This window comes from Pseudomonas hefeiensis (assembly GCF_030687835.1).
Classification (GTDB): domain Bacteria; phylum Pseudomonadota; class Gammaproteobacteria; order Pseudomonadales; family Pseudomonadaceae; genus Aquipseudomonas; species Aquipseudomonas hefeiensis.
Genome location: NZ_CP117449.1, coordinates 5,791,901 through 5,807,051, shown reverse-complemented (window position 1 = coordinate 5,807,051; position 15,151 = coordinate 5,791,901). Strand labels below are relative to the sequence as shown.

The following is a 15,151-nucleotide window of genomic DNA, read 5'->3' as shown; positions in this document are numbered from 1 at the left end:
GAGTGCTTGGACAGAGTGTTTATCGAGGGCCTGGAAGTCGACACGGTCATTGGTGCCTACGACTGGGAGCGAGGCATCCGCCAGTGTCTGCGGCTTGATCTGAGTTTCGCTTGGGATAACCGGCCCGCCGCCGCCGGCGATGACCTGACCTTGGCGCTTGATTACGCCAGTGTATCGTCGCGCATTCAGGCGTTTGCCGAGCAAGCTCAATTCCAGCTGGTCGAGACCTTTGCCGAGCGACTGGCTCAAGAGCTGATGGACGAGTTCAAGATTACCTGGCTGCGTCTGAAAGTGACCAAGCCTGGTGCTGTGCCGGCGGCCAGTGGTGTTGGTGTGGAGATCGAGCGCGGATGTCGCTGACTCAGGTTTTTCTCGGGCTCGGCAGCAATATCGAGCGCGAAACTCATTTGTGCGCAGGTCTTGAAGCCCTCGCCGGCTTCCTGGTGGACATCCGCTGTTCCGCGGTGTTCGAGAGCCAGCCGGTGGGGATCAAGAGCGGGCCGTTTTTCAATTTCGTCGTGTCGGCCTTTACAGACCTGCCGCTGATGGAGCTGGACCGCCGCCTCAAGTTCATCGAGGCGGACAATGGTCGTTATGCGCCGGACCGCAAGGGGCTGCCGCTGGATATCGACGTGTTGTTGGATGGCGAGCAGGTCGGCAACTTCGACGGCTTGATCCTGCCCCGCGCCGAAATCCTCAAGAATGCCTTTGTCCTTTGGCCATTGTCGTTGATTGCGCCCGATCGGATTCATCCTGGCGTAGGTAAAAGCTTCGCTACTTTGTGGGATGAGTCGCAGATTGACCAGGTGCTGGCTCCGGTGGCTTTTGAGTGGCGGGGTGTACCGCTCACGCCTTTGGAGCTGCTGTCAGGCCTGACGTCATCGCGAGCAGGCTCGCTCCCACATTGACCCTGAGGGGTCTGCGATATCCTGTGGGAGCGAGCCTGCTCGCGATGGCGGCGGCCTATGCTCCCGAGATACAAGCTGACACAAAGCTCTGTCAGCTCGTCGCGTCCTTATACGCTTTCAATACCCGCAGGCGCTCACGCTTGATCGCCTCCCCCAGTTCAGGTCCCTTGAAGCCTTTTTCCAGCAAGGGTTGCACCGCCACTCCGCGTGCTGCCGCTGCCGCTCCCCGCAGGTAATCCGCCTGTGGATAACTCCGCTTCTCCAAGCCTTTGCGGCCACGAGCATCCATCTCGCACGCTGCGATGAACTCCTCAAAGCGCTGGGGGCGGCGATACACGTCAAAACTTTGCAACAGCTCAAGCAACGTGGACGCCTTCAATTCGAGCGCGCGATGACCATGGGTGTGGTATTGACCGACCAATAACGCCAGTTCCTGGCAGTCGCGTGGGGCCTTGAAACGTTCATTGACCGCCTTGATCAGCTTCAAGCCCTTGTGCTCATGGGCGATGTGTCGGGGCCATTCGTGTTCGGGCGTCAGACCTTTGCCCAGATCATGTAGTAGACACGCCCAACGGACGGTCAGTGGCTGTGCATGCAGTGCCGCCTGCTCCAGCACGCTCAGGGTGTGGACGCCGGTGTCGATTTCAGGGTGATGCGCCTCGGGTTGTGGCACGCCAAACAGTGCGTCAACCTCGGGCATCAAGACTTTGAGGGCTGTGCAATCGCGCAGGACCTGGATAAACACCTGCGGTTGGTTTTCCATGAGGGCGCGGGAAATCTCTTTCCAGCTACGTTCTGCGGTCAAGGCTTGCAATTCGCCAGAGTCGCTGAGCTGGCGCATCAGCTCAAGGGTTTCGTCCGCCACTTTGAAACCCAACGGAGCATAGCGTGCGGCAAAGCGGGCAACCCGCAAGACCCGGAGGGGATCTTCGGCGAACGCGGGAGAAACGTGGCGAAGCAGGCGGGCTTCGAGGTCGCCCTGGCCGTTGTACGGGTCGGTAAGATTGCCATGGTCGTCTTCGGCCATGGCGTTGATCGTCAGGTCCCTGCGGATCAGGTCCTCTTCCAGGGTGACTTCGGGGCTGGCATGGAACACGAAGCCGCCATAACCGCGGCCACTTTTGCGTTCGGTGCGGGCGAGGGCGTATTCCTCACCGGTCTTGGGGTCGAGGAATACCGGAAAATCCGCCCCCACCGGGCGAAAGCCCTTGGCGAGCATGTCCTCGGCGCTAGCCCCCACCACGACCCGGTCGATGTCGGTGACAGGGATGCCCAGCAGGCGATCGCGAACGGCACCGCCGACTTTATAGATCTGCATAAAAAACCTCCGTTGGTCTGACAGGATAACCTTTGCGCCAGACGTTCGGAGGTGAAAACGGGGTCAAAGATGAATGACGGCCAAGTCCAGGCGGCCATAGTCTCCTTCGGCTTGTTCGGTTCTGGGCGGCACGTGATGGGTTTTCATCACCTGGTCGCCCTGCAAGGTTTCCAGGTGAATGTCGAACCCCCAGAGGCGGTGCAGGTGCTTGAGGACTTCGTCGGTTGAATCGCCCAGCGGTTTGCGATCATGCGCCTGATGGCGCAGCGTCAGCGAGCGATCGCCCCGGCGATCGATGCTGTAGATCTGAACGTTGGGCTCGCGATTGCCCAGGTTGTATTGCGCCGCCAGCGTCTCGCGGATGGTGCGATAACCGCTTTCATCATGGATGGCGGGCACCAACAGGTCATCCTTCTGGTCGTCATCGAGGATGCTGAACAGTTTCAGGTCGCGAATGACCTTGGGCGAGAGGTACTGCAGGATGAAGCTCTCATCCTTGAAGCTGCTCATCGCGAATTTAATGGCGGACAACCAGTCCGAGCCGGCAATGTCCGGGAACCAGCGCCGGTCTTCCTCGGTAGGGTCTTCGCACATGCGCCGGATATCGCGGTACATGGCAAAGCCCAGTGCGTAAGGATTGATGCCGCTGTAATACGGGCTGTCGAAACCGGGCTGGAACACCACGCTGGTATGGGATGTGAGGAACTCCATCATGAAACCGTCGGTGACCAGGCCTTCGTCATACAGGTCGTTCATCAGCGTGTAATGCCAGAACGTGGCCCAACCCTCGTTCATGACTTGGGTCTGGCGCTGTGGATAAAAATACTGAGCGATCTTGCGCACGATACGCACGATTTCCCGCTGCCACGGCTCCAGTAGTGGAGCGTGTTTTTCGATGAAATAGAGGATGTTTTCCTGGGGTTCGGCAGGGAAACGCGCGTTGTCTTTCTCGCTGTACTTGTCGGCGCCTTTGGGAATGGTGCGCCACAAATCGTTGATCTGCTTTTGCAGATGTTCTTCGCGGTCCTTTTGACGCCGGCGTTCCTCTTCGGCGGAGATCGGATACGGTCGTTTGTAGCGGTCCACGCCGTAGTTCATCAGCGCGTGGCAGGAGTCCAGCAGGTCTTCCACGGCGTCGATGCCGTGACGTTCCTCGCATTGCATGATGTATTGCTTGGCAAATACCAGGTAATCGATGATCGAGCTGGCATCGGTCCAGGTGCGAAACAGGTAGTTACCCTTGAAGAAGCTGTTGTGGCCGTAGCACGCATGGGCCACCACCAAGGCCTGCATGCAGATGGTGTTTTCTTCCATCAGGTAGGCGATGCAGGGGTCGGAGTTGATCACGATCTCATAGGCCAACCCCATTTGGCCGCGACTGTAGGATTTCTCGGTGCTGAGGAAGTGTTTGCCGTAGGACCAGTGGTGATAGCCCAGTGGCATGCCGACCGACGCGTAGGCGTCCATCATTTGCTCGGCGGTGATCACCTCGATCTGGTTCGGGTAAGTGTCCAGGGCATAACGGTCCGCGATACGGCTGATTTCTCGGTCGTAGGCCTGGATCAGCTCGAACGTCCATTCTGAGCCGGTGGAAATGGGCTGGCGTTTCTGCTCTTTTTTGGCGGTCATGTCACTAACCTGCGCTGGAAGAGTTCACGGAAGACCGGGTAGATATCCCCGGCCGAGACCAATTGCTGTTGGGCAAATGTGTCGGAAAACGCTTCGGCGATGCGTTCATATTCGTACCACAACGCCTGATGTTCCCGTGGAGTAATTTCCACATAGGTGTAGTACTGGACGAACGGCATGATCTGGTTGATCAGGATGTCGCGGCAAATGGGCGAATCATCGTTCCAGTTATCGCCATCGGACGCCTGGGCTGCATAGATGTTCCACTCATTGGCAGGATAGCGTTCGGCCATGATTTCCTGCATCAGCTTCAGGGCACTGGAGACAATCGTGCCGCCGGTTTCCCGGGAATAGAAGAACTCCTCTTCGTCCACTTCCCTGGCGCTGGTGTGGTGGCGGATGAACACCACGTCAATCTTGTCGTAGTTCCGTTTGAGGAACAGGTACAAGAGGATAAAAAAGCGCTTGGCAATGTCCTTGGTGGCCTGGGTCATGGAGCCCGACACGTCCATCAGGCAGAACATCACGGCCTTGGAGCTGGGGTTGGGTTGTTTCACCAGCAGGTTGTACTTGAGGTCGAAAGTATCGAGAAATGGCACACGGTGAATCCGCGCGCTAAGTTTTTCGATCTCCGCTTCCAACTCCTGAATATCGCCAAAATTGTCGGGTTCTTCGCGCTTAAGGCGGGCCAGTTCGTCCTTGGCTTCGCGCAATTTTGCCCGGCTGCTACCCGACAACGCGATGCGCCGCGCGTGGGCCGAACGAAGCGTGCGGATGATATTGATGCGCGACGGATTGCCTTCATTGCTGATGCCGGCGCGTACTGTCTTGAAGGTGTCGGTGCCGGTCAGGTTGCGCTTGACCAGGTTGGGTAGCTCCAGGTCCTCGAACATGAACTCCAGGAATTCTTCCTGGGTAATCTGGAACACAAACTCATCCATACCCTCGCCGGAGTTGCCGGCCTTGCCCGGACCTCTCCCTCCACCTCCGCCTTGCGGACGTGGAATGTGTTCGCCGCTGGTGAATTCCTTGTTGCCGGGGTGCACGACGGTCTGTTTGCCGCCACGTCCGTGGTGAAGCACCGGCTCGTCGATGTCGCGTCCGGGGATGCTGATCTGCTCGCCATGTTCCATATCGGTAATGGAGCGGCGGCTGACCGCCTCTTCGACGGCCTTCTTGATGTGGTCACGGTAACGCCGCAGAAACCGCTGGCGGTTCACCGTGCTTTTGTTCTTGCCATTAAGGCGTCGGTCGATCACATAGCTCATATGAACCCTCCGGGCAGCTTCAAGTTCTCAGCTTCAAGCTGCAAGCCAGAAGCGCAGGGGCGGTGAGCGCCCCTGCAGCTCATGGCTTGAAGCTTGCCGCTGCTTCACTGCTTCACTGCGATTTCCGGACCCGCAGGTACCACTCGGAGAGCAGCCGTACCTGTTTGTCGGTGTAGCCACGTTCGACCATGCGTGTGACGAAGTCGTTGTGTTTTTGCTGGTCCTCCTTGCTGGCCTTGGCGTTGAAGCTGATGACCGGCAGCAGGTCTTCGGTGTTGGAGAACATTTTCTTCTCGATAACCACCCGCAGCTTTTCGTAGCTGAGCCAGGTTGGGTTCTTGCCGTTGTTGTTGGCCCGGGCCCGCAAGACGAAGTTGACGATTTCGTTGCGGAAATCCTTGGGATTGCTGATCCCGGCCGGTTTCTCGATTTTTTCCAGTTCCTCGTTCAGAGCCACTCGGTTGAGAATTTCGCCGGTTTCCGGATCGCGGTACTCCTGGTCCTGGATCCAGAAATCCGCGTAAAGCACGTAGCGGTCAAAGATGTTCTGGCCGTACTCGCTGTAGGACTCCAGGTACGCGGTCTGAATTTCCTTGCCGATGAACTCGATGTAGCGCGGGGCCAGGTATTCCTTCAGAAAGCGCAGGTAACGCTCACGGGTTTCCGCCTGGAACTGTTCCTGCTCGATCTGCTGTTCCAGCACATACAACAGGTGAACGGGGTTGGCGGCGATCTCATGTGGATCGAAGTTGAATACTTTGGACAGGATCTTGAAGGCGAAGCGTGTGGACAGGCCATTCATCCCTTCATCGACCCCCGCGTTGTCGCGGTATTCCTGGATCGACTTGGCCTTCGGATCAGTGTCCTTGAGGTTCTCACCGTCATAGACCCGCATCTTCGAATAGATGTTGGAGTTTTCCGGCTCCTTCAGGCGCGACAGCACTGTGAACTGGGCAAGCATCTTCAGCGTGTCAGGGGCGCAGTGGGCCTTGGACAGCGAGCTGTTGAACAGCAGCTTGTCGTAGATCTTCACCTCATCGGTGACTCGCAGGCAGTACGGCACCTTGACGATGTAGATCCGGTCGATGAAGGCCTCGTTGTTCTTGTTGTTGCGGAAGGTGTGCCATTCCGACTCGTTGGAGTGCGCCAGCAGGATGCCGCTGAACGGAATCGCCCCCAGGCCTTCGGTGCTGTTGTAGTTGCCTTCCTGGGTTGCGGTCAGCAGGGGGTGCAGCACTTTGATGGGCGCCTTGAACATCTCGACGAATTCCATCAGGCCCTGGTTGGCCCGGCACAGCGCACCCGAATAGCTGTAGGCGTCGGCATCGTTCTGTGGAAACTCCTCCAGCTTGCGGATATCGACCTTGCCCACGAGAGCGGAAATGTCCTGGTTGTTTTCGTCCCCAGGTTCGGTCTTGGCTACCGCGATCTGGTTGAGGATGGAAGGGTAGAGCTTGACCACCCGGAACTGGCTGATGTCACCACCGAACTCGGCCAGGCGCTTGGTGGCCCATGGCGACATGATGGTATTGAGGTAGCGACGCGGAATGCCGAAATCTTCCTCAAGGATCGCGCCATCCTCAGTAGCGTTGAACAGCCCCAGGGGGGATTCGAATACGGGCGAACCCTTGATGGCATAGAAGGGCACCTTTTCGATCAGTTCCTTGAGCTTCTCGGCCAAGGATGATTTACCGCCGCCGACGGGGCCAAGCAGGTACAGGATCTGTTTCTTCTCTTCCAGGCCCTGAGCTGCGTGGCGGAAATAGGACACGATCTGGTCGATGCACTCTTCCATGCCATGGAAGTCCTGGAAGGTCGGATAGCGGCGAATCACTTTGTTGGAAAAGATCCGCGAAAGCCTCGAATTGGCCGAGGTATCCAGCAGTTCCGGTTCTCCGATTGCCAGCAACAGACGCTCCGCAGCCGATGCGTAGGCGCTGCGGTCCTGCTTGCAGAGATCGAGGTATTCCTGCAGCGAGTATTCCTCCTGCCGCGTGGACTCGAAACGTTGCTGGAAGTGGCTAAAAATGCTCATGACGTCACCTCGCTCGATACGTGGAGCCGGTGTCGGATCAATCAGTCGATGCTGGTCGGTCGCTGGGAACCCAGCTGCCGTTTACCCCCCAGAATGCTGTCAGGAATGCCGTCTCCTGAAAGCTGTCTCCCGATGAACCCGCGCGCCGGTGTACCGGCTCTCCCCTGTTTTGGATGGCCTGAGGCTAAGGATAGTTCGGAATCGGAGAGGTAAAGGTTGAATGCGTAATAAGTTGTGGCTGGCCGTTCGTCCGCCATCACCCAAACCCGCGGTTCACGTGGGCTTGGGCGTCATAAAAATTATTCCGGGTTGCCTAGGGCTGTTTCTGCAGGATAAACCGTGCGCCACAGCTCAAAACCGCCATCCAGGCTATAGACATCGGAGAAGCCCTGGCTGACCAGGTAAGCGGCTGCGCTCTGGCTGGAGTTGCCGTGATAACAGACCACCACCACGGGGGCGTCGAGGTCGGCATTGCGGATGAATTCGGATAGGGAGTGGTTATCCAGATGGGTCGAGCCGCTGATATGCAAAGCGGCGAATGTAGCCGGATCTCGAACGTCGACCACAACCGCGCCTGTTTCGCGCAGGGCCTGGGCCTGTTCGGGGGGAATACGTTTAAATGCGGTCATTTAGGACTCCTGTAGCCTGACGCGCGGCACCGATCAAATGATAGTGGCGGCCGTTACTGATGCAGTGGTCGGATGATGAAGGGGTTTGGCGTGACCCTGTTCGTCACACTCGCAACGCAGCAGCTCGCCTGAGTCGACGTTCATCAACGTCATCGCGCTGCCCCATACGCATCCGGTGTCGAGAGCGAAAACCCCAGGTTCGTCGGATTGGCCTTCCAGTGCCGCCCAGTGCCCGAAAATGATCTTCAGATTACGGGTCTTGCGCTCTTTGTGTTTGAACCAGGGGGCATAGCCAGGTGGGGCGGTTTCGATGCCTTCCTTGCCCTTGAGGTCCAGCTTACCGTCGCGGGTGCAGAAGCGCATGCGGGTGAAATAATTGGTGATGACTCGCAGACGAGCGGTGCCGGTGAGATTGTTGTCCCATTTGACCGGTTCATTGCCGTACATGCCATCCAGGTAGGGGCCGAACAGGTTGTCGTCGCGTAGCGCGTGTTCGACTTCGCCGGCGCACTTGAGCGCCTTGCGCAAGGACCACTGGGGCGGGATGCCGGCGTGCACCAGCGCCAGGTTACGCTGCTCGTCGTAGTGCATGAGTTTTTGCAGGCGCAACCATTCCAGCAGCTCGACGCAATCAGGGGCATCGAGGATCTCGCTCAAGGTATCGGATTTTTTCAGGCGCTCGATGTTCTGCCAGGCGGCCAGCAGGTGCAGGTCATGATTGCCGAGCACGCAGACCAGCGAATCACGGATGTTGTAGAGGAAACGCAAGGTTTCAAGCGATTGTGGGCCGCGATTGACCAGGTCGCCCACCAGCCACAGCTTATCTTTCTGCGGGTCGAAGGCGACCCGTTCCAGCAGGCATTTGAGCGGGTCAAGGCAACCTTGCAGATCGCCGACCGCATACGTGGCCATCAGTGCAAGGCTCCGGGCACCGCCAGGCGGAACGGCTTGATGATGGCGTCGAAACGCTTGCCGTCCTCCGCCAGCATCTGGTACGTGCCCTGCATGGTGCCGACCTTGGTGGTCATCACCGTCCCGCTGCTGTAACTGTGGCTTTTCCCCGCGTCGATCAGCGGTTGCTGACCGACCACGCCCTCGCCACGCACGTGCTCGACATGACCGTCGCCGTCGGTGATGACCCAGTGGGCGTGATAGCAGCCTGGCCGGTAATGAGCCGTTGTTGCTCACGGTGATGGTATAGGCGAAGGCGAAACGGTTGTGCTCGGGTTGCGACTGTTCTGCCAGAAAGCGGGTGGCGACGCTGACGTCGACCTGATAACGAAGATCGGACATGCAAAAAGGCCTTAAAAGCGAAGCGGGACGCGGGCGTAGCTGAGAAGATCAGTCTAGGCCAAGTATCGGGTAGTAGACCAGACGTCCCACCCGATAGCGATGAGCTTGTCAGCTGGCGTCGGCTTTCACTGCTACCTGTTCGCTGAGCTTGTCGGCCAGGCGCACGAAAGCCGCCAGGTCCAATTGCTCGGGACGCAGGCTGCCGTCAACGCCAGCGGCTTCGATTTCGGCGCTGCTGAGCAATAACTTCAGGGTGTTGCGCAGGGTTTTGCGCCGCTGATTGAAGGCTTCGCGTACGACGCGCTCCAGCAGGCGATGATCCTTGGCCGGGTGCGGCAGGACGGCATGAGGCACCAGCCGGACGATGGCCGAATCGACTTTGGGGGGCGGGTTGAAAGCTCCAGGGCCTACGTTGAACAGATGTTCGACCCGGCAATGGTACTGAACCATGATCGACAGACGACCCCAGTCACCGCCGCCAGGGCCTGCCGCAAGCCGTTCGACCACCTCTTTTTGCAACATGAAGTGCATGTCGCGGATCAGGCCAGCGTTGCTCAGCAGATGAAAGATCAGTGGCGTGGAGATGTTGTACGGCAGATTCCCCACCACCCGTAGGCTATTGGGCGCAGCCTCCAGGCTCTTGAAGTCGAACTTCAGCGCGTCGCCCTGGTGCAGGTTGAAATTGCTCATGCCAGCGAACTGCTGGTTGAGGATCGGGATCAGGTCCTTGTCCAGTTCAACCACGTCCAGTTGCGCACCGCTGCCGAGCAGGCCTTCGGTCAGCGCGCCCTGGCCTGGGCCAATTTCCAGCAGGCGATCGTCGGGTTTGGCATTGATGGAGCGCAGAATGCGATCGATTACGCCAGCGTCATGCAGGAAGTTCTGGCCGAAGCGCTTGCGCGCGCGGTGTTGGTATTGCTCGGTCATAAATGGGTCTCGGCCATCTGGTAGGCGGTTTCCAGGGCGACCTGCAGGCTGCCGGTGTCGATCCTGCCACTGCCGGCCAGGTCCAGGGCGGTGCCATGGTCCACCGACGTGCGGATGATCGGCAGGCCCAGGGTTACATTGACTGCCGCGCCGAAGCCTTTGTACTTCAGTACGGGCAGGCCCTGATCGTGGTACATCGCCAGCACTGCGTCGCAGTGCTCCAGATATTTGGGGGTAAACAGAGTGTCGGCAGGCAGCGGGCCACGCAGGTCCATGCCCTCGCTGCGCAAGCGCTCCAAGGTGGGTTCTATGGTGTCGATTTCTTCATGGCCCAGATGTCCGCCTTCACCGGCATGGGGATTGAGCCCGCACACCAGGATACGGGGCCGGGCGATGCCGAACTTTTCCTGCAGGTCGGCGTGCAATATCCGCGTGACCCGCTCCAGGCGTTGCGGGGTGATGGCGTCGGCGACGTCCCGCAAGGGCAGGTGAGTGGTCACCAGTGCCACGCGCAGGCCACGGGTGGCGAGCATCATTACCACCTGCGTGGTGTGGGTCAGGTCCGCCAGGAACTCGGTATGCCCGGAAAAGGCAATCCCGGATTCGTTGATCACGCCCTTGTGCACCGGAGCGGTGATGATGCCGGCGAAACTCCCGTCCAGGCAGCCCTGACCAGCGCGGGTCAGGGTTTGCAGGACAAATGCCGCGTTGGTCTTGTCCAACTGTCCGGTAACCACCGGGGCGCCCAGCGGCGTATCCCAGACATACAGGCTATTGGCGGGTGCCGGGATATCCGGCCAGGCTCCGGGTGTCACTGGCAGCAGGTCGACGACCACCCCCAGCTGCGCGGCCCGCTCGAGGAGCAGGTCGCGGCTGGTGATGGCTATCAGGGGATGTGGCTGGGGTTGCGAGGCGAGCAGCAGGCACAGGTCGGGACCAATGCCGGCAGGCTCGCCGGGTGTCAGCGCGAAACGCTTGGGTTTCACTGCGCTGCCTGGTCTGCACCAGGAAGTTTGATTTCGACGTAGGCTTCATCGCGGATCTGACGCAGCCAGGTTTGCAGCTCTTCGTCGTACTTGCGGTTGCGCAGCACGGTCATCGCCTGTTGTTCACGAGCCTGGGTGGTGCTGTCCGTGGCGCGGCGGCCAAGGACTTCCAGTACGTGCCAGCCATAAGGGCTCTTGAACGGCTTGGACAGCTGGCCTTGGGGTGTTTCGGCCATCACCTGGCGGAACTCGGGTACCAGTGCGTTCGGGTCAACCCAGTTCAGGTCGCCGCCGTTGAGCGCTGAACCCGGGTCTTCCGAGAAGCTCTTGGCCAGTTCGGCGAAATCTTCGCCCGCTTCGATGCGCTCGTAGAGTTTCTCCGCCAGGCGCTTGGTCTCGGCTTCGCTGCGGATCTCGCTTGGCTTGATCAGGATATGACGAACATGCACTTCGTCACGCACCTGAGTACCGCCACCGCGTTTTTCCAACAGTTTGAGAATGATGAAGCCGCCGGGCGTGCGGGCTGGCTGGGTGATGTCACCCACGGCCATGCTGCTCAGTTCGCGATCGAATGGAGGTGGCAGTTGGGCGGCCTTGCGCCAGCCCATATCCCCGCCTTCCAGGGCATTGTCACTGGCAGACTTGGCAATGGCCACCTGACCGAAGTCGGCGCCTTGCTTGAGCTGCTGGTAGATGTCCATCGCCTGGCGGTAAGCATTCTGGATGGCTTCGGAGTTGGCGCTTTCCGGCGTAGGAACCAGGATGTTCGCCAGGTGCAGTTCCCTCGGAAAGCTGCATCTTGCCCAGATCGGAGGCGAGAAAGTTTTTCACTTCCTGCTCGGACACCTGGATGCGTTCGGCTACACGACGCTGGCGCACACGGCTGATGATCATCTCGCGACGGATCTGATCGCGAGCGTCCTCATAAGAGAGGCCGTCGCGAGCCAGGGCCGCGCGGAACTGGTCGATGCTCATGTTGTTGCGCTGGGCAATGGTGCCGACGGCCTGGTTCAGTTCTTCATCAGTGATGCGGATGCCCGAGCGTTCGCCAAATCTGCAATTGCAGGTTTTCGACGATCAGGCGTTCGAGCACCTGTTGATCCAGTACGCCCGGAGGCGGCAGGCCACCCCCGCGCTTGGCGATGGTCTGCTGCACTTCGTGGACGCGCTGGTCCAGCTGGCTTTGCATGACCACGTCGTTATCGACGATGGCCACCACTTTGTCGAGGGGTTGTACCGCGGCGTTGGCCGCGGTACCCAGGAACAGCGCGCCCAGCATCAGCGGGCGCAGACAATCAGAAAGCTTGGTCTTCACGTTCACGATAACCTTGGATGCCTTTGTCGAGGAAGCTCTCTACCTTGGCGCCGGTGAGGCCGCCGAGTCCCTTCAGGACAATTTGGAGGAAGATGCCGTGGTCGCCCTTCTCGTTTTCCGGGGCGGCTTGACTGAACTCTTCATAGTCGACCCAGTAACGGTTGATCAGGCGCAGTTTCCAGCAGCAGTTGTCGTATTCGAAACCACCGAAGGCTTCCAGGGTACGGTTGCGGTTGTAGTCATACTGCCAGCGGCTGATGAGGTTCCACTGCGGCACGACTGGCCAGATGACCGAGAAGTCGTGCTGCTGGATCTTGTAGTAGTCCTTCACGTAGCCCGGAGTCCCCGGAGTGCCGTAGTCGCCGCCGCCCACGGACCATTGACCAGTAGTCTGGTCGTAGCGGACCTGGTCGTTGCGATAGCGGTAGCCGGCGTTGATGACCTTGTTCGGATTATCTTCAGGCTGGTAGTGGAACATCGCGCTGCCCGAGCGAGGGCTGCGGGTGTCCGGGTCCCAGTTGTAGGTAGCCGTGGTGCGCCAATCGCGGTTCCAGCGGAATTCGTACTCCAGTGCGTAAGGAGATACGTCTGACTTGGCATCTTCACGCGTGTTGAAATCGATGCCTGGCAGTTGAACTTCGCGGTCCTTGAAGTAAAAGGCCTGGCCGACGCTGACGCGTTGGCGCTCGAAACCGTTTTCCTGGATCCAGCGGCTGGTCACGCCCAAAGACAGTTTGTTCTCGTCGCCGACACGGTCAGAGCCGGAGAAACGGTTGTCCCGGAACAGCGAGGAGTAGCTGAAGGTGGATTCGCCAGTGTCGAAAACCGGGATATCGCTCTGATCTTTCTCTGGAACATAGAGGTAGAACAGGCGCGGCTCCAGGGTTTGACGATAGCTAGTGCCAAACCACTGGGTGTCCCGGTCGAAGTACAGACCGCTGTCGATACTGGCGATTGGAACGCCGCGGCTCTGGCTGCCACTGTAAGTGCCCCGCAGGCGATCAGTCTCGGCAGATTGTGCGGCGATTTGCGATTTACCGGTGCCGTCCAGATCCAGGTCGTACTGAGTGTACTGATACTTCAGCGCCGGCTTGATGTAGCCGTAGGTCGCTTCCATCGGCAGGCTCATGACCGGTGCCAGGTTCAGGCGATTGCCGTTAGCCCGTGCCAGGCCGCGAACGTTGGTGTCCAACCACGGCTCGGTGTTGCCGTCCTCATCGGAGTAGTTGCCGGTCCGCAAATCCCGATCAAAGCGCACCAGCTCCGTCTTGTAGGCGAAATCCAGACCATACGGGTGCTGCGGCAGTGCGCCATTGAAGGTGATCTGCGGCAGGCGGTTATACGGCGTGATCTTCGAAATCGTTGCCATCTGGTAAGCCTGGGCATTCACCCGCGCAACGTAGTTGTCACCGCGATAGCTGACGGCGCCCTGCTGGTTTACATAGTCGTTGGACTCGACACCAATCTGGTCGGACTGCAGATCCTGGAAGTAATAAGGATCACTGATCTTGGTGTAGTCGACTTCCGTCAGCACGCGCGAGTCGAGCCCGCCCTTGTGCTGCCAGTTGTACATGTAGCGGGTTTTGTCGTAGTCGGACTGGCCGCTGCGCTCATCGTCTTCATCGTTGAGGTACGCCGCACCGAACTGACCTTCGCTGGACTTGGTCAGGTAGCGGAATTCGCCTTCCATCAACAGGCCGCGCTTGCTCATGTAGCGCGGGTACAACGTGGCATCGTAGTTGGGTGCCAGGTTGAAGTAATACGGGGTGACCAGCAAAAAGCCGGTATCGCTGCCGGTGCCGATAGTCGGCGGCAGGAAGCCGGACTGGCGACGGTCATCGATCGGGAAATAGATGTACGGCGTATACAGGACCGGGAAGTCCTTGACCCGCAGCGTGACGTTGGTCGCGGTGCCGAAGCCGGTGGCCGGGTTCAGGGTGATGTTGTTGCCCTTGAGCGTCCAGGCGTTGCTGCCCGGCTCGCACGTGGTGTACGTACCATCCTTGAGGCGGATGATCGCGTTTTCGGCACGCTTGGCGTAAAGGGCGTTACCGCGGATGCGCGATTTGTGCATCACGTATTCGGCGTTGTCGACCTTGGCTTCGCCGGTGTCCAGTTGCACATCGGCGTGGTCGCCGACGATCAGCGCACCGTTGTCACGAACGCGCACGTTGCCGCTCAACTCACCGCGGTTTTCAGCCTGGTACAGGTTGGCCTCGTCGGCCTCGACCTGCATGCTGCCTTGACGCATGACCACGTCGCCGGCAAGCGTCGCCACCTGTTCTTCCTGCTGGTAGCGCGACGCCTTGGCACCGAGGAAGGTCGGAGCGTCGCTTTTGTCCGTCTTGTCATTCATGCCAGGACGAACGGGCTCGATATAGGCACCGGCGCAATAAGGACCGGTTTCGGCCAATTGGGCAGGGGTGAGATTCTCCCGTGGAACCCAGTCCAGGTGACTGTAGTCCGCACTGCGAGACTTCAGGCCGCGGCCTTTGGCTTCCGTGACGAGCACGGGCTTGTCGCCGGCTTCCTCGCCCGAACTGCTGTCGGCCGGGGCCTCGCCGCTGGCGGAAACCGCACTGCCGTCATGCACCGGACGTGGCGGCAATGCAGCAGCCGGCGTCTTGGGCGAACAGTCCCAGGCACCCGAAGCGGAGACGGAGCAGTCATACTGCTGCGCCGCGACGACGAATGAAGAGGCCAGGGGTTGCAGGGCCAGCAGACTGCCGGTGACCAGCAACGGAAATTTTTTACGAAACGCGGGGGATTTCAATGCCATCTTATTAGTCCGGGCTTCCTGCGTGCCATCTGCCCGCGGTGTGGGCCGCACGCCTCTCGATGGT

At 59.4% G+C, this 15,151-nt stretch carries 11 protein-coding genes and 2 pseudogenes; 2 read left to right on the top strand and 11 right to left on the bottom strand.

Going from position 1 to position 15,151, the window contains the following annotated elements; all coding sequences use genetic code 11:
• Positions 1–6: 6 nt before the first annotated feature.
• Complete coding sequence (gene folB, locus PSH57_RS26285) at positions 7–360, top strand: dihydroneopterin aldolase (RefSeq protein ID WP_039590767.1); 354 nt, start codon at positions 7–9, stop codon at positions 358–360.
• The gene (gene folK, locus PSH57_RS26280) at positions 351–908 is read left to right on the top strand and encodes a 2-amino-4-hydroxy-6-hydroxymethyldihydropteridine diphosphokinase (protein WP_305444794.1); all 558 of its coding nucleotides are present in this window, start codon (positions 351–353) and stop codon (positions 906–908) included. Before folB ends, folK begins: the two co-directional genes overlap by 10 nt.
• A gap of 91 nt (positions 909–999) precedes the next feature.
• On the opposite strand, the gene PSH57_RS26275 is transcribed toward folK, so the two are convergent.
• From PSH57_RS26275 to PSH57_RS26225, 11 genes and pseudogenes are all read right to left on the bottom strand, one after another.
• Positions 1,000–2,226 carry a multifunctional CCA addition/repair protein gene (locus tag PSH57_RS26275; RefSeq protein WP_305386267.1) on the bottom strand — a complete coding sequence of 409 codons (1,227 nt, stop codon included), beginning with the start codon at positions 2,224–2,226 and terminating at the stop codon, positions 1,000–1,002.
• A gap of 63 nt (positions 2,227–2,289) precedes the next feature.
• The gene (locus tag PSH57_RS26270) at positions 2,290–3,855 is read right to left on the bottom strand and encodes a SpoVR family protein (RefSeq protein WP_305386265.1); all 1,566 of its coding nucleotides are present in this window, start codon (positions 3,853–3,855) and stop codon (positions 2,290–2,292) included.
• The gene (locus PSH57_RS26265) at positions 3,852–5,123 is read right to left on the bottom strand and encodes a YeaH/YhbH family protein (RefSeq protein WP_256231076.1); all 1,272 of its coding nucleotides are present in this window, start codon (positions 5,121–5,123) and stop codon (positions 3,852–3,854) included. The genes PSH57_RS26270 and PSH57_RS26265 overlap by 4 nt, the downstream gene beginning before the upstream one ends.
• Positions 5,124–5,235: 112 nt before the next feature.
• Positions 5,236–7,158, bottom strand: a complete 1,923-nt coding sequence (locus PSH57_RS26260) for a PrkA family serine protein kinase (protein WP_047228075.1) — start codon at positions 7,156–7,158, stop codon at positions 5,236–5,238.
• A 299-nt stretch (positions 7,159–7,457) separates the two neighbouring features.
• Positions 7,458–7,787 (bottom strand): thiosulfate sulfurtransferase GlpE, encoded by a 330-nt coding sequence (glpE, locus tag PSH57_RS26255; RefSeq protein WP_305386261.1) that lies wholly within the window; start codon positions 7,785–7,787, stop codon positions 7,458–7,460.
• Between the two features lie 33 nt (positions 7,788–7,820).
• On the bottom strand, positions 7,821–8,699 hold the full coding sequence (locus tag PSH57_RS26250; RefSeq protein WP_305386259.1) for a symmetrical bis(5'-nucleosyl)-tetraphosphatase: 879 nt from the start codon (positions 8,697–8,699) through the stop codon (positions 7,821–7,823).
• Positions 8,699–9,080: pseudogene (gene apaG, locus PSH57_RS26245) on the bottom strand (Co2+/Mg2+ efflux protein ApaG). The gene PSH57_RS26250 and the pseudogene apaG overlap by 1 nt, the downstream one beginning before the upstream one ends.
• A 108-nt stretch (positions 9,081–9,188) precedes the next feature.
• Positions 9,189–10,007, bottom strand: a complete 819-nt coding sequence (gene rsmA / locus PSH57_RS26240) for a 16S rRNA (adenine(1518)-N(6)/adenine(1519)-N(6))-dimethyltransferase RsmA (RefSeq protein WP_305386253.1) — start codon at positions 10,005–10,007, stop codon at positions 9,189–9,191.
• The gene (gene pdxA / locus PSH57_RS26235; protein WP_305444792.1) at positions 10,004–10,993 is read right to left on the bottom strand and encodes a 4-hydroxythreonine-4-phosphate dehydrogenase PdxA; all 990 of its coding nucleotides are present in this window, start codon (positions 10,991–10,993) and stop codon (positions 10,004–10,006) included. The genes rsmA and pdxA overlap by 4 nt, the downstream gene beginning before the upstream one ends.
• A pseudogene (gene surA / locus PSH57_RS26230) lies at positions 10,990–12,308 on the bottom strand (peptidylprolyl isomerase SurA). The gene pdxA and the pseudogene surA overlap by 4 nt, the downstream one beginning before the upstream one ends.
• The gene (locus tag PSH57_RS26225) at positions 12,289–15,087 is read right to left on the bottom strand and encodes an LPS-assembly protein LptD (protein WP_305386247.1); all 2,799 of its coding nucleotides are present in this window, start codon (positions 15,085–15,087) and stop codon (positions 12,289–12,291) included. Before PSH57_RS26225 ends, surA begins: the two are co-directional and overlap by 20 nt.
• Positions 15,088–15,151: the final 64 nt, after the last annotated feature.

What these genes read in the sequence shown, in the direction of transcription:
- PSH57_RS26250 (WP_305386259.1), bottom strand. Translation starts at nt 8,699, where the DNA reads ATGGCCACGTATGCGGTCGGCGATCTGCAAGGTTGCCTTGACCCGCTC.
- PSH57_RS26265 (WP_256231076.1), bottom strand. Translation starts at nt 5,123, where the DNA reads ATGAGCTATGTGATCGACCGACGCCTTAATGGCAAGAACAAAAGCACG.
- PSH57_RS26260 (WP_047228075.1), bottom strand. Translation starts at nt 7,158, where the DNA reads ATGAGCATTTTTAGCCACTTCCAGCAACGTTTCGAGTCCACGCGGCAG.
- PSH57_RS26225 (WP_305386247.1), bottom strand. Translation starts at nt 15,087, where the DNA reads ATGGCATTGAAATCCCCCGCGTTTCGTAAAAAATTTCCGTTGCTGGTC.
- glpE (WP_305386261.1), bottom strand. Translation starts at nt 7,787, where the DNA reads ATGACCGCATTTAAACGTATTCCCCCCGAACAGGCCCAGGCCCTGCGC.
- PSH57_RS26270 (WP_305386265.1), bottom strand. Translation starts at nt 3,855, where the DNA reads ATGACCGCCAAAAAAGAGCAGAAACGCCAGCCCATTTCCACCGGCTCA.
- PSH57_RS26275 (WP_305386267.1), bottom strand. Translation starts at nt 2,226, where the DNA reads ATGCAGATCTATAAAGTCGGCGGTGCCGTTCGCGATCGCCTGCTGGGC.
- rsmA (WP_305386253.1), bottom strand. Translation starts at nt 10,007, where the DNA reads ATGACCGAGCAATACCAACACCGCGCGCGCAAGCGCTTCGGCCAGAAC.
- folK (WP_305444794.1), top strand. Translation starts at nt 351, where the DNA reads ATGTCGCTGACTCAGGTTTTTCTCGGGCTCGGCAGCAATATCGAGCGC.